The sequence below is a fragment of the Streptomyces sp. NBC_01635 genome (assembly GCF_045209715.1).
In the GTDB taxonomy this organism is placed as follows: domain Bacteria; phylum Actinomycetota; class Actinomycetes; order Streptomycetales; family Streptomycetaceae; genus Streptomyces; species Streptomyces hirsutus.
On the sequence record NZ_CP109277.1, the window covers coordinates 2676663 to 2689309 of the forward strand.

Consider the following 12647-nt stretch of genomic DNA (forward strand, 5'->3'; position numbering starts at 1 on the left):
CCTCGGGGGGCCGGGGCACATAATCGGCGCAGCCGGGACAAGCGGGCCCTGACGTGACGAGGGGCGCCCCGCGGGGCGAAAGGTATGTCCGCAGGGCGCGGTCGCCCCTCGACATCGGGCCTGGTCAGCGCGGGGCGAGGCCGTTGAGGGCGTAGTCGACGAGGGTGTCGGTGTACTCGTAGGTGATCGGCCCCGTGTACTGGAGCCAGCGCTGGGCGAGTGGCGAGACGAACAGTTCCAGGGCGATGCGCGGGTCGATGTCGGGGCGCACCTGACCGGCTTCCTGCGCGGAACGCAGCCGGTCGACATAGAGCTGGAGCTGCGGTTCCAGCAGCTGGGCGACGAACCTCCGGCCCAGCTCCTCGTTGACGACGCCCTCGGCGGCCAGCGCGCGGGACGGCGCCTCGAACCCGGGGTCGCGCAGCTCGTCGACCGTGGCGCGCAGGACGAGCTTGAGGTCGGCGGCGAGGTCCCCGGTGTCGGGGATCCCCTGGCTCTCGTGGCCTGCTCGGCCCTCCTGCCCCTCATGGCTTTCGTGTTCCTGCGCGGCGGTGCGGGCGGCCTGCTCGCTCAGGTCGAGGAAGGCCTCCAGCAGGACGTCCGCCTTCGACCCCCACCACCGGTAGATCGTCTGCTTGCCGACGCCGGCGCGGGCGGCGATGCCCTCGATCGTGGTCTTCGGGTAGCCGACCTCCACGACCAGGGCGATGGCCGCGTCGTAGATGGCACGGCGGGAGCGCTCGCTGCGGCGGGTGGAGTCGGGGGGTGCGGGGTTGTTCGGGGCCATGGGCCGAATTTATCAGGTTGACAAGACGCTGCGTCTCGCCTGAGAGTGATGAGCATGAACGAGACGGTGCGTCTCGTCAATGATTCGGTGGCCGTCAGTGGCCGTCAGTGGCCGTCAATGGCCGTCAATGGCCGGAAGAACGGAGATCACCATGTCCCGAGGCGGATCCGGAAACATGCTGGGCGTCGGCGGCGCCCGACAGCACCTCGGCCGCAAGGCCCTGCGCGGCGGCGGACGCGACGGCCGCATCGGCGGCGGGTTCGACGCCCGGGCCCAGAAGCGCGAACTGCTCCGCACACTCCAGGAGCGACGGGCGCAGGAAGGAAGGGGAAGTGAAGGAAGGGGAAGTGAAGGAAGGGGAAGTGAGGGAGGCCGGGAGAAAGGGTCCGGGAAGCGGGCCTAGTGCCCCTCGTGCCCCTCGTCATCGGCCGACTGCGGCGGCCAGGCGTCGCCCCAGTCGGTGTCCCGGGCCGCCCGGTACAGGTCGCCGTGGCGCTTGGTGACGGTGGTGCGGCGCAGGGCCGGGTCCGTCTCGCACAGGTCGAGGAGGACCTGGCCCTTGCGGATCTGCGGCTTGCGGACGACGCGGGCGGGTGCGGGGCTCACCGGGAGGCGGGTGGCGGCGACGTAGCTGAACTTCTCGTCCTCGTAGGCGAGGGACCCTCCCTTGACCTGGCGGTGCAGCGAGGATCGGCTGACCCGGGCCGAGAAGTGGCACCAGTCCGTGCCGGGGACGATGGGGCAGGCGGCGCTGTGCGGGCAGGGGGCGGCGACCCGGAAGCCGGCGGAGACGAGCCGGTCGCGGGCCTCGATGACGCGGGCGTAGCCGTCGGGGGTGCCGGGTTCGACGATCACGACGGCCCGCGCGGCCCCGGCGGCGGCGTCGACGAGGGCGGCGCGGTCCCTGTCGGTCAGTTCGTTGAGGACGTACGAGACGGTGACGAGGTCGGCGCTGTCGAGGGTGAGGGCGGTGCCGATCCGGGAGCCCTGCCAGCGGGTGTCCGCGAGGGCGGGGTGGGCGGCGGCGAGCTCTCGGCCGAGGGCGAGGGCGGGTTCGGCCCAGTCGAGGACGGTCACCGGCCGCTTCCCCTCCCATGTGGCGCTCACCGCCCAGGCGGCGGCGCCGGTTCCGCCGCCGATGTCGAGGTGGTCGCCGGGTGTCCACCCGGGCACCGCGTCGGCGAACGCCGCCAGCGCGGACCGTACGGCCTCGAACGTGGCGGGCATCCGGTACGCGGCGTACGCGGCGACGTCCGCGCGGTCGCGCAGGATGGGCGCCGCGGTCGGGGTGACGCCCCGGTAGGTGGCGATCAGCCGCTCGACGGCCTGCGCGGCCTGCCGCGGCGGGAGTCCGTCGAGCAGCCCGGCGAGCGCGCTGCGCAGGGTGTCGGCGGGAGAGACGGAAGAGGCCGGAGCGGGGACGTTCACCTTGCGATTCTATGGCGCGGGGCGGCGGCGCTTCACCGGCGAGCGGTCCCGGCCGGGGCGCCGGCCCCGCCCCTCGCCGCTTCCCCGTCCGCGGCTCTCACCTTCCCCGTACCGCCCGCGCCACCCGCGTCGCCGCCTGCGCGCGCGGGGTGTTGTCCGGGGTGCGGGGGCGGCGGGGGTGGACGGTGTTGGCGAGCAGGACGAGATAGGTGTCGGTGGCGCGGTCCAGGACCAGGGAGGTGCCGGTGAAGCCGGTGTGACCGGCCGCGCCCCGGCCCGCCAGCTCCCCCATGAACCACGGCTGGTCCAGGGCGAAGCCCAGGCCCGGCGGGGTGAGGAGCAGGTCCACGAAGTCGGGGCCGAGGATGCGGGCGGGACCGTACGAGCCGCCCGCGAGGAGCGTGCGGCAGAAGACCGCCAGGTCGGGGCCGGTGGAGAAGAGGCCGGCGTGGCCCGCGACGCCGCCGAGCGCCCAGGCGTTCTCGTCGTGCACCTCGCCGCGCAGCATGCCGCGGTCCGCCTTGGCCCGGGGTCGCCGCTGGTCCTCGGTGGCCGCCGCGCCCGGACATGGGCCGAAGCCGGTCGCGGTCATGTCGAGCGGCCGGGTGATGCCGTCGCGGACGAGCGTGTCGAAGGTACGGCCGGTGAGACGCTCCAGGAGGTGCTGGAGCAGCAGCATGTTCAGGTCGGAGTAGCAGTACGTGCCGGGCACCCCGACCGGCTGCTCCGCGCGGAGCCGGGCCAGGCGCTCGGCGTCGTCGGCGCAGTCGTACAGCGGGAGTTCGGGGCGCAGCCCGGAGGTGTGGGTGAGCAGGTGCCGGACGGTGATGCCGTGCCGTACGGCCGCGGGGAAGTCCGGCAGATACGCGCCCACGAGGGCGTCGATGCCCAGGGTGCCGCGCTCGATCTGCTGCACGGCGGCCACCGAGGTGAACAGTTTGGTCAGGGACGCCAGGTCGAAGGGGGTGTCCACGGTCATCGGCACGCGGTCGCCGGGCGGCAGTTCCACCGCGGTGCCGGTCCGTTCGTCGTACGCCGCGTACCGTACGGCCCAGCCCGCCGCCTCCTGCACGGCGAGCACCGGCCCGCGGCCGGCGACGACCACAGCGCCCGCGGCCCAGGGGTGCTCCCCGGTGGTACGGGCGCGGACCTCCCGGACGAGAGCGGCGAGTTCGCGGGGGTCGAGCCCGGCCCGTTCCGGTGTGCCGTGGCGCAGTCTCGGCGCGCTCAGCTGTCCGCCCCCGCTCTCTCGGTTCCTCCGGTTCCACCGGTCCGGCCGGTCCCGCCGGGTCCGGCCACTGCGTCAGGTCCGGCCGCTGCGTCGGGTCCGCCCGCCGCACCGGCTGCGCGCCGGCGGAAGGTGATTCCGTCGTCCGTGTCCGTGCGTCCGCCCCAGGGACGGCACATTCCCACGAAACAGGCCAGGGCCACCAGAGCGGCGGTCAGTTGGACGATGCCCATCGGGACGGCGGTGTCCTCCCCCGCGATGCCGACCAGCGGGGAGGCGATGGCGCCGATGAGGAAGGACGCCGTGCCGAGCAGGGCGGACGCGGAGCCCGCGGAGTGCTTGGTGCGCATCAGGGCGAGCGCCTGGGTGTTGGGCATGGTGATGCCCATGGCGGACATCAGCACGAACAGCGCGACGGCCATCGGCCCCAGCCCGACGTCCCCGAACACGCCCAGCGCCATCAGCAGGATCGCGGTCGCGGCGGTCACGACGACGACGAGGCCGAGGCCGAGCACCCGGTCCAGCCGGACCCGCCCGACCAGCACCTTGCCGTTGATCTGGCCCATGACCATCAGCCCCACCGAGTTGATCCCGAACAGCAGGCTGAACGTCTGCGGGGAGGCGCCGTAGATCTCCTGGATGACGAACGGGGAGGCGGCGACGTAGGCGAAGAGGCAGGCGAAGGCGAAGCCGCCGGTGAGGACGTAGCCGCTGAAGGCCCGGTCGGCGAGCAGCCGCCGCATCGAGCCCAGCGCCTCGCCGGCCCCACCGCGGTGACGGTCCGCGGGCTCCAGCGTCTCCGGCAGCTTCCGCCACACCACGGCCGCCATCAGGATGCCGAGGACGGTGAGGACGGCGAAGACTCCCCGCCAGTCGGTCACCCGCAGCAGTTGCCCGCCGATCAGCGGGGCCACGATCGGGGCGACGCCGGAGATCAGCATGAGGGTGGAGAAGAAGCGGGCCATGGCCACGCCGTCGTACAGGTCACGGGCGACCGCCCGCGCGATGACGATGCCGGCCGCGCCGGCGAGTCCCTGGGCCAGCCGGAAGGCGATGAGGAGTTCCACGGTGGGCGCGATCGCGCACAGCGCGGTGGCCACGATGTAGACGGCGAGACCGATGAGCAGCGGACGGCGGCGCCCCCACCGGTCGCTCATCGGGCCCACCACCAGCTGCCCGAGCGCCATGCCCGCCAGGCAGGTGGTGAGGGTGAGCTGGACGGTGGACGCGGTGGACCCCAGCGCCCGGGTGACCTCGGGGAGCGCGGGGAGGTACATGTCCATCGCCAGCGGGGCGGTGGCGGTGAGGCCGCCCAGGATGAGCGTGACCAGGAGGGTCGCCCGTCCGGGGGCCCCGGGCTCCCCGCTCCGGCTCCCCTTGCCCGCGACGGGTGCCGAAGCGGCCGTCGCCGGCGCCGTGCTCGACGCCGGCCCGGATGCCGTTGCCGCTACCCGTCCGGATGCCGGCCCGGATGCCGGTCCGGACATGGACGCCTCGCCCTCGGACATGTGGCCCCTCCCTTTTAGAGTCATGCGCTCCTTATGCTCTCAGCCCTTACGGGGTGCTCGTCAGGGACGGCGTTCTCGGGTGAGGATGTTCGCCAAGACGTCATGGGAGCGCTTCCACGGAAAGGCGCGGGCGCTCGCACGAGATCACGGACAACGAAACAACGAACCACGAACGAGCGGGGTGGGGCGGATGACAGGGCAGAACGTGCGCTGGGGGATTCTGGCGACGGGCGGGATGGCCGCGACGTTCACGGCGGATCTGGTGGCTGCGGCAAACAGCGGCTCCGCCGCGGGGCCGGGCGCGGAGATCGTGGCGGTGGCCTCGCGGTCGCCCGAGCCGGCGAAGGCGTTCGCCGAGCGGTTCGGGATACCGCGGGCGTACGGCGACTGGGAGTCGCTCGCGCGGGACGAGGAGATCGACATCGTCTACGTCGCCACTCCGCACTCGGCGCACCGGGCCGCGGCCGGGCTGTGCCTGGAGGCCGGGCGGAACGTGCTGTGCGAGAAGCCGTTCACCCTCAACACGCGCGAGGCGGCGGAACTGGTCGGTCTGGCGCGCGACGGGGGGCGCTTCCTGATGGAGGCGATGTGGATGTACTGCCACCCCATGGTGCGGCGGCTGAAGGCGCTGATCGACGACGGCGCGATCGGTGAAGTACGGACGGTGCAGGCCGACTTCGGACTGGCGGGAGACTTCCCGGCGTCGCACCGGCTGCGGGACCCGGCGCTGGGCGGCGGCGCGCTGCTGGATCTCGGCGTGTATCCGGTGTCGTTCACCCAGTTGCTGCTCGGGGAGCCGTCGGACGTCGTGGCGAAGGCCACGCTCTCGGAGGAGGGGGTCGACCTCCAGACGGGTGCGCTGCTCTCCTGGGAGGACGGGGCCATCGCGTCGGTGCACTGCTCCATCGTCGGCGGTACGTCGACGTCCGCGTCGGTCACCGGTTCCGCGGGCCGGATCGACATCCCGTACGGCTTCTTCTTCCCCGACCGGTTCGTGCTGCACCGGGACGGCAAGGAGGCCGAGGAGTTCGTCGCCGACCCGGCGGACGGGTCCCGCAACACCCTCAAGCACGAGGCGGCCGAGGCGATGCGCGCCCTGCGGGCGGGTGAGACCGAGTCCCCGCTCGTCCCGCTGGACGGCACGCTCGCGGTGATGCGGACGCTCGACGCGATCCGGGAGCGCGTCGGGGTCCGCTACCCGGGGGAAACCCGCTGAGCGATGCAGGCGCCAAGGAGCCGAAGCGCCGCCTCAGGTGACCGTCGGCTCCACGAACTCCATCATCGGAATGCAACAGTCCGCAGCATTGCGGCCGGTGGCGGACATGTGCTCAACCCTCCTGCACCAAAGCTTCACATGTGAAGCGGAATGCTTCCGCGGACTCCGCAGGCCACATCCGGGGGGAGGAGACGGCAGTCGTTCCACCGTGCCGGCAGGGGCGGACCCGCGCGGGACCGCGGGGCACGCGCCGGTGGATGGGACGACTGCCGTGTCGAACCGTGCTGTCGGGCCGGGTCGGCGTGTCACGCCTGTCCGGTCTCGAAGTGGCTGATCCTGCCGTCGTCGACGGTGAAGCTCCAGCGGGTGCGCATCTCGCCCCAGACGTCGTTGCTGTAGCGGACGACGAGGGCACGGCCGCCGTCGGACTCCCGGTCGACGTCCATGTGACCGTGGGAGGAGAAGATCTCCCGGTCGGTCCAGTCCGCGAGGTCCCGCTCGGCACCGTCGTCCGCCATGGTCGCGTCGGGCGCGAGAAGGGCCATGAAGCCCTCGCGGTCGTGGTTGTTGACGGCACTGACGAAGGCGCGGACGGTGGGGTCGCTGAGGCGGGCGGTCTGAATCGTCATGTCCGCCAGCGTCCTCCCGGTCACCGCACGGCGCCAGCCGCACCACCCGAACGGCGGACGGCCGCAGGCCGGGCCGGGGGCCGGAGTGCGACGGTGGTCACGCCAAGCGACTGCTCCGGGAGACGACGTGACCTGTTACGACCGACATGATCTGGGCCTGCTGCTGCTCCGGCTGGGAGCGGGCGGGGCACTGGCGGCACACGGCGCACAGAAGCTGTTCGGCTGGTTCGGCGGGGGCGGGATCGAGGGCACCGGCCAGTTCATGGAAACCATCGGCTACGCACCGGGCAAGGCCAGCGCCACGGCGGCGGGCCTCGCGGAGGCGGGCGGCGGCGCGCTCCTCGCGCTCGGCCTCGCCACCCCGGCGGCGGGCGCGGCGGCGGCCGGTGCGATGGCGGGCGCGGCGGCCGTGCACGCGCCCAACGGCTTCTTCAACCAGGAGGGCGGCTACGAGCACGCCGCGATCCTCGGCCTGACGGCGGCCGGCCTCGCCGTCACGGGCCCCGGCCGGTTCTCCCTGGACCACGTCCTCGGCCACACGGTCAACCGGGGCTGGATGGTCCCGGCGGCCTTCGCGGCGACCGCGGCGGCCACGGCGGTGACGGTGGGGGCGCGCAGTCGGCGCCTGCGCAAGGCGCGGGAGGGCGAGCAGGAGGCTCTGTTCGACTGACGGCCGACACGCCCGCGGCGGTCGGACGCGGCCAGGAGGGCCGGGGCCGGGCGTGGTCGGCGCCCTGTGCCAGGGTCTGCGACATGAGCGATCCGAGCCCGATGCCGAGCCCGAGCCCGAGCCCGATGCCGATGCCGATGCCGATGCCGAGTCCGCCCGGGGCCCTCCCCTCCCTCTCCCCTTCTGCCCCTTCCTCGTCTCCCTCGTCTCCCTCGTCTTCCTCGTCGTCCGGCGGTCTCTGGGATTCCGTCGACGGACTGCACGCCTGGCTGGACGCCCACGGCGCGGTCGACGGCCGGGAAGCCCTGCTGCTGCGCATCCTGAAGCTGTCCGAGGAGGTCGGCGAGGTCGCCCAGGCGGTGATCGGCGCGACCGGCCAGAACCCGCGCAAGGGGGGCATCACGCATTCCTGGGACGACGTGGGTGCGGAGTTGTGCGATGTCGCTCTCACGGCGCTCGTCGCCCTGCGCTCCCTCACTCCCGACGCCGGTGAGGTCTTCACGCGGCACGTGGCGAAGGTCGCCGCGCGCTCGCTCGGCGGGGACGCCGGCGCCGCTGGTCAGGAACGCCGGGCGGCGCCGCCCTCCAGGTAGTGGAGGACGGCGGCGACCCTGCGGTCGGTGCGGTCGGTGGGGGCCAGGTCGAGCTTGGCGAAGATGCTGCGGATGTGCTTGTGCACGGCGCCGTCGGAGACGACGAGGCGTTCGGCGATGGCGGCGTTGCCGAGCCCTTCGGCCATGAGGGCCAGGACCTCGCGTTCCCGGGGGTGAGCCGCCGCAGGCGGTCGTCCGGACGTCTGATCCCGACCGGAGCCGCGGGCCGCGGGCCGCGCGGGATCAGACGCCCAGACGGTGGGTCAGGGGGCGGTGGCAGAGGTACAGGACGGTGCCGGTGACGAGGGCCACGGCGCCCAGGACCAGGAAGTAGGCGGAGCCCGGTACCTGGTCGCCGGATGCCTTCAGGGCGTTGCCGCCGATGCCGCCGCCGAGGGCGCCGGACAGCCAGAACAGGGCGACCATCTGGCTGACGAAGGTGGCGGGGGCGATCGCCGTGGTGGCGCTCATCCCGATCGGGGCGAAGGCCACCTCGCCCCCGGCCAGCAGCAGGAAGGACAGCAGCAGCCACAGCGGCGACACCCGGCCGCCGTCCGCCACGAGGGTCGCGGCCACGGCCATCACCAGGTAGGCCGCCGCCACCGCGCCCATGCCGACCGCGTACTTGGCCGCCGTCGGGACGCGGTCACCCGCGCGGGTCCACAGCCAGGCGAACAGCGGCGCCAGGACGAGGACGAACAGCGGGATCGCCGCCTGGAACCAACTGGCGGGCACCGTACGGCCGAACACCTCGCGGTCGGTGGCGTGCTTCGCGAACAGCGCGAACGCCGAACCGCTCTGGAGGAACAGCGCCCAGAAGACGGCCGAGGCGAGGAACAGCCAGATGTACGTGCGCACCCGGACCCGTTCGGCGGCGGTCAGCAGCGGGTTGCGCAGCAGCCGCCAGAAGCAGACCACCGGCAGCACCACGCAGAGCAGGCCGATCAGCGCCATCAGGTGAACCATCCGGAACGTGCCCGCCGCGGCGTCGATGCCGTAGACGAGGACCACGAGTGCGGTGGCGGCGCAGCCCACGCGGAACACGCGCGTGCGCTGCGCGGGAGTGGCGGACCGTTCCGGCGCCTGGCCCGTGGTGCCGAAGTGGCGTGCGCCGCGGACGTACTGGAACAGGCCCAGGCCCATGCCGAGCGCGGCGGCGCCGAAGCCCAGGTGCCAGTTGACGCCCTCGCCGAGCACGCCCACGACGACCGGCGCCAGCAGGGCGCTGACCTGGACGCTCATGTAGAAGACGGCGAAGCCCGCGTCCCGGCCCGCCCGGTCCTCGCGGTCGTAGAAGGCGCTCAGCAGACTCGCCATGTTGGGCTTGAGCAGGCCGGTGCCGCAGGCGATCAGCAGCAGGCCGGGGTAGAGGGACCAGGCGACGGGCACGGCCATCGACAGGTGCCCGAGGCCGATCAGGATGCCGCCGTACAGGACGGCGCGGTGCGCGCCCAGGACGCGGTCGCCGATCCAGCCGCCGGGGACGGAGGCCAGGAACACCGCGGCCATGTAGGCGCCGTACAGCATCGAGGCGTCGCCGGCGGACATGCCGAGGCCGCCGCCGTCGGTGTCCTCCGTCGCGTACAGGACGAGGATCGCGGTCATGCCGTAGAAGCTGAAGCGTTCCCAGATGTCCGTGCCGAACAGCGTGGTGAACCAGCGGGGGCGGCCCAGGAGGCCCGGGCCGGCCGCGGCGCGCGAGTTCTTGGCGGCGGGGACGGGAGACGGGGCCGAAGTCGGTGCCGGGGTCGGGGTGGTGGGTGGCTGGGGCGGGGCGGCCATGGGGGTCCTCCGGGAGACGTCGGGCGGGCGCGGCGCACCCGAGCGTCACCGGGCGGGTTCGACGACGGCTCGAGTTCCGCTCGGGAGGGAGGGGGGAGGGAGGGGGCGTGCGGGATGCGCGGCGCCCGGCCGGGGGAGTGCCGGGCGCCGCGGCTCGGAGGGCGGGCCGCGTCGCGGGCGGGCGCGGTGAACGGGGGACGGTCACCGCCCGGCCCGGAGGGCCCACGGCTCCCGGCGCCGCCCATCGCGCCGGGAGCCGTTTCCTCACCCCTTCAGAGAACCGCCTGCTCCTCGGGACGTACTCGCGCCCGGCTCGTGACCCGGCCCGTGCCCAGCCAGGCGATCCGGCGGGCGATCCGGCGGGCGATCATCCGGCGGGCGATCCGGAGAGGGCCCGGAGGACACACGGACGGGCAGGCGGGTCGCAGGTGGGGCGGCCCGTCCTCGGCCCGCCCGCGGTGGGTCAGTCGTGCTTCTCGATGTCCAGTCTCGGCATCCGGCGGTCCAGTCCCGCCGGGATCCACCAGGCGTGCCGCCCCATCAGCTGGAGCGCGGCGGGCACGATCAGACAGCGGATGACGACCGCGTCGACGAAGACCGCGACCACCATCCCGAACCCGAACTGCTGGAGCATCCGGTCACCGCCGAGCATGAACGCGCCGAAGACGGCGATCATGATGGCGCCGGCCGCGGTGACGACCGAACCGGTGTGCGCGAGGCCCTCGCGGATGGCGGCGCCCGCGTCGCCGCCGCGCAGCCACTCCTCACGGATGCGGGAGATCAGGAAGATCTCGTAGTCCATGGAGAGCCCGAACACGATCGCGAAGATCATGACCGGCAGGTACGCCTCGATCGGCCCCGGCTCCACGCCGAACAGGCCCTTCTGGAAGACCAGCGTCATGGCGCCCAGCGCGGCCCCGATGCTCAGCAGGTTGAGCAGGGCGGCCTTCAGCGGCACCAGCAGGGAACGGAACAACGCGACCAGGATCAGCAGCGACAGACCCACCACGATGGCGACGAACAGCGGCATGCGGTCCGCGACCGTGTCGGAGTAGTCGATGACCGCGGTGGTGGCACCGCCCACCAGGTAGCGGGTGCCGGTCTCCTCGCGCAGGTCCGCCAGGACGTCGTCGCGCAGGGTGTGCACCAGCTCGCCGGTGCGTTCGTCCTGCGGGGAGGTCTCCGGGAAGGCGATGACGGTGAACGCCTTGCCGTCCTCGGCCGGGATCGGGTCCGTGGCGGCGGCGATGCCGGGGGTGTCGTCGAGGGTCCGGGTGAGCTCCGCACCGGCCTCCCCCGGGTCCTCGCCGGCGGTCTTCGTCTCGGCGACCACGACGAGGGGGCCGTTGAAGCCGGGGCCGAAGCCGTCGGCGAGCAGGTCGTAGGCCTTGCGGCTGGTGCTCGCCGGCGGCTCGTTGCCCGCGTCGCCGAGGCCGAGCCGCAGGTCGAGCGCGGGGGCGGCCAGCGCGCCGAGCGCGGCCACGGCCAGCACCAGGGCGGCCAGCGGGCGGCGCTGCACCAGGTCCGACCAGCGGCGCCAGCCGGCCCCGCTCTCCGCCGCCCCGCCCTTCGCGGCACGCTTCTCGGCCCTCGCCCGGAACTGCCGGGCGAAGCGCTTGCCGAACAGGGCGAGCAGCGCGGGCAGCAGGGTGAGCGAGGCGAGCATGGTCACCAGGACGGTGAGCGCGACCGCGACGGCCATGCCCTGCAGCGAGCCGAGTCCGAGGGCGACCAGTCCGAGCAGCGCCACGATCACGGTGCACCCGGCGAAGACCACCGTGCGGCCCGCGAGGTCCAGGGCCCGCCGGTTCGCCTCCTCGGGGCTCGCGCCGCGGACGAGTTCGGTCCGGTAGCGGGCGAAGATCAGCAGCGCGTAGTCGATACCGACGCCGAGGCCGACGAGCATCATGATGTACGGCGTGTAGCTGGCGATCGTGAAGACGTGCGAGAGCAGGATGATCGCGCCGAGGGTGCTGCCGACCGCGAACACGGCGGTGACGACGGGCAGTCCGGCCGCGATGACGGTGCCGAACATGAAACCGAGGATGACCAGTGCGGCGAGCATGCCGACGCCTTCGGCGCCGCCGCCCTCCGATTCGGCGAGGACCCGTGCGGCCTCGCCGCCGAGTTCGACCGTGAGGCCGCCGGACCCGTCCGACGCGGACGCGTCGGAGGAGGCGGACGACTGGGCCGACCGGGCCGTGTCGAGGATGCGCCGGGTGTCCTCGGTGGTCATGTCCTCGGACCTGACGTCGAGGACGACGGTGGCGTAGCCGACGGTGCCGTCCCGCGAGACGGCCTGCCGGTCCTCGTACGGGCTGCGCACCTGGGCGACCCTGGGCAGGCCGGCCACCTCGTCGAGCATGGCCGTGACCCGCTCGCGGGTGTCGGTGCCGGTCACGCCCCGCTCGTCGTGCAGCACGATGTCGAGGGTGTCGCCGGCCTGCGCGGAGCCGTGTTTCTTCATGGTCTCCAGCGCCTGCTGGGTCTCGGTGCCGGGCAGCGAGAAGTCGTCCCGGTAGGCGTCGCCGGTGACGGTCGCGCCGCCCCAGACGGCGAACAGGACGACGACCCACAGCAGCAGGGCCGTCCACCGGTGCCGTTGGGCGAATCCGGCGGCGCGTTCCAGGAGGGAACGGCGGGGTGGGGGTGGCGGCGGGGTGGGGGTGTCGCCCCGGACCGGAGTTGTGGTCACCATGCTCTCCTTGCTGAGACAGTGCGACCAGTGGTGCCACACCGTCATCGAGGGCGACTTGAGCCACTGTCGACCGTGACGGCGGCGGGACGACGACGGGACGTCAGCGGC

Annotated in this window: 11 protein-coding genes and 1 pseudogene; 4 read left to right on the plus strand and 8 right to left on the minus strand. The window is 73.4% G+C overall.

What is annotated here, in order from left to right; all coding sequences use genetic code 11:
• Positions 1-124: 124 nt before the first annotated feature.
• A complete protein-coding gene (locus OHB56_RS12630; RefSeq protein ID WP_406353292.1) occupies positions 125-787 on the minus strand; it encodes a TetR/AcrR family transcriptional regulator in 663 nt (220 codons plus the stop codon).
• Between the two features lie 175 nt (positions 788-962).
• On the opposite strand from OHB56_RS12630, the gene OHB56_RS12635 reads away from it, so the two are divergent.
• Positions 963-1190, plus strand: a complete 228-nt coding sequence (locus OHB56_RS12635; RefSeq protein ID WP_406359031.1) for a DUF6243 family protein — start codon at positions 963-965, stop codon at positions 1188-1190.
• Here the strand turns inward: OHB56_RS12635 and OHB56_RS12640 are convergent.
• The 3 genes from OHB56_RS12640 to OHB56_RS12650 form a co-directional block, all read right to left on the minus strand.
• Complete coding sequence (locus OHB56_RS12640; RefSeq protein ID WP_326752358.1) at positions 1187-2215, minus strand: small ribosomal subunit Rsm22 family protein; 1029 nt, start codon at positions 2213-2215, stop codon at positions 1187-1189. The genes OHB56_RS12635 and OHB56_RS12640 overlap by 4 nt on opposite strands.
• 97 nt (positions 2216-2312) lie before the next feature.
• Positions 2313-3431, minus strand: a complete 1119-nt coding sequence (locus OHB56_RS12645) for a serine hydrolase domain-containing protein (protein WP_326756972.1) — start codon at positions 3429-3431, stop codon at positions 2313-2315.
• Between the two features lie 11 nt (positions 3432-3442).
• Entirely contained in the window at positions 3443-4930 is a 1488-nt protein-coding gene (locus tag OHB56_RS12650; RefSeq protein ID WP_406359033.1) for a multidrug effflux MFS transporter, read from the minus strand.
• A gap of 211 nt (positions 4931-5141) precedes the next feature.
• On the opposite strand from OHB56_RS12650, the gene OHB56_RS12655 reads away from it, so the two are divergent.
• The gene (locus tag OHB56_RS12655; RefSeq protein ID WP_326752359.1) at positions 5142-6167 is read left to right on the plus strand and encodes a Gfo/Idh/MocA family oxidoreductase; all 1026 of its coding nucleotides are present in this window, start codon (positions 5142-5144) and stop codon (positions 6165-6167) included.
• 305 nt (positions 6168-6472) lie between these two features.
• Here OHB56_RS12655 and OHB56_RS12660 read toward each other — a convergent pair whose 3' ends face one another.
• Positions 6473-6796: a nuclear transport factor 2 family protein gene (locus OHB56_RS12660; protein ID WP_326752360.1), complete on the minus strand. Its 324-nt coding sequence runs from the start codon at positions 6794-6796 to the stop codon at positions 6473-6475.
• Positions 6797-6923: 127 nt separating this feature from the next.
• Here OHB56_RS12660 and OHB56_RS12665 point away from each other — a divergent pair, with 127 nt between their 5' ends.
• Positions 6924-7466 carry a DoxX family protein gene (locus tag OHB56_RS12665; protein WP_055630204.1) on the plus strand — a complete coding sequence of 181 codons (543 nt, stop codon included), beginning with the start codon at positions 6924-6926 and terminating at the stop codon, positions 7464-7466.
• Between the two features lie 131 nt (positions 7467-7597).
• Positions 7598-8059, plus strand: a complete 462-nt coding sequence (locus OHB56_RS12670; protein WP_406359035.1) for a MazG-like family protein — start codon at positions 7598-7600, stop codon at positions 8057-8059.
• Here OHB56_RS12670 and OHB56_RS12675 read toward each other — a convergent pair.
• The 3 genes and pseudogenes from OHB56_RS12675 to OHB56_RS12685 all read right to left on the minus strand — a co-directional run.
• Positions 8026-8261 (minus strand): annotated as a pseudogene (locus tag OHB56_RS12675) (LuxR C-terminal-related transcriptional regulator); the annotation flags it as partial. The gene OHB56_RS12670 and the pseudogene OHB56_RS12675 sit on opposite strands and share 34 nt — an antisense overlap.
• Before the next feature lie 41 nt (positions 8262-8302).
• Positions 8303-9841, minus strand: coding sequence for a peptide MFS transporter (locus tag OHB56_RS12680; RefSeq protein ID WP_406353294.1), 1539 nt, complete (start codon positions 9839-9841; stop codon positions 8303-8305).
• Between the two features lie 463 nt (positions 9842-10304).
• Entirely contained in the window at positions 10305-12539 is a 2235-nt protein-coding gene (locus tag OHB56_RS12685; RefSeq protein WP_406353296.1) for an MMPL family transporter, read from the minus strand.
• Between the last annotated feature and the right edge of the window lie 108 nt (positions 12540-12647).

Bases quoted from the DNA above. Each gene is read 5' to 3' on its own strand.
- OHB56_RS12630 (WP_406353292.1), bottom strand. From the start codon at position 787: ATGGCCCCGAACAACCCCGCACCCCCCGACTCCACCCGCCGCAGCGAG.
- OHB56_RS12635 (WP_406359031.1), top strand. From the start codon at position 963: ATGCTGGGCGTCGGCGGCGCCCGACAGCACCTCGGCCGCAAGGCCCTG.
- OHB56_RS12650 (WP_406359033.1), bottom strand. From the start codon at position 4,930: ATGTCCGGACCGGCATCCGGGCCGGCATCCGGACGGGTAGCGGCAACG.
- OHB56_RS12655 (WP_326752359.1), top strand. From the start codon at position 5,142: ATGACAGGGCAGAACGTGCGCTGGGGGATTCTGGCGACGGGCGGGATG.
- OHB56_RS12660 (WP_326752360.1), bottom strand. From the start codon at position 6,796: ATGACGATTCAGACCGCCCGCCTCAGCGACCCCACCGTCCGCGCCTTC.
- OHB56_RS12670 (WP_406359035.1), top strand. From the start codon at position 7,598: ATGCCGATGCCGATGCCGAGTCCGCCCGGGGCCCTCCCCTCCCTCTCC.
- OHB56_RS12680 (WP_406353294.1), bottom strand. From the start codon at position 9,841: ATGGCCGCCCCGCCCCAGCCACCCACCACCCCGACCCCGGCACCGACT.
- OHB56_RS12685 (WP_406353296.1), bottom strand. From the start codon at position 12,539: ATGGTGACCACAACTCCGGTCCGGGGCGACACCCCCACCCCGCCGCCA.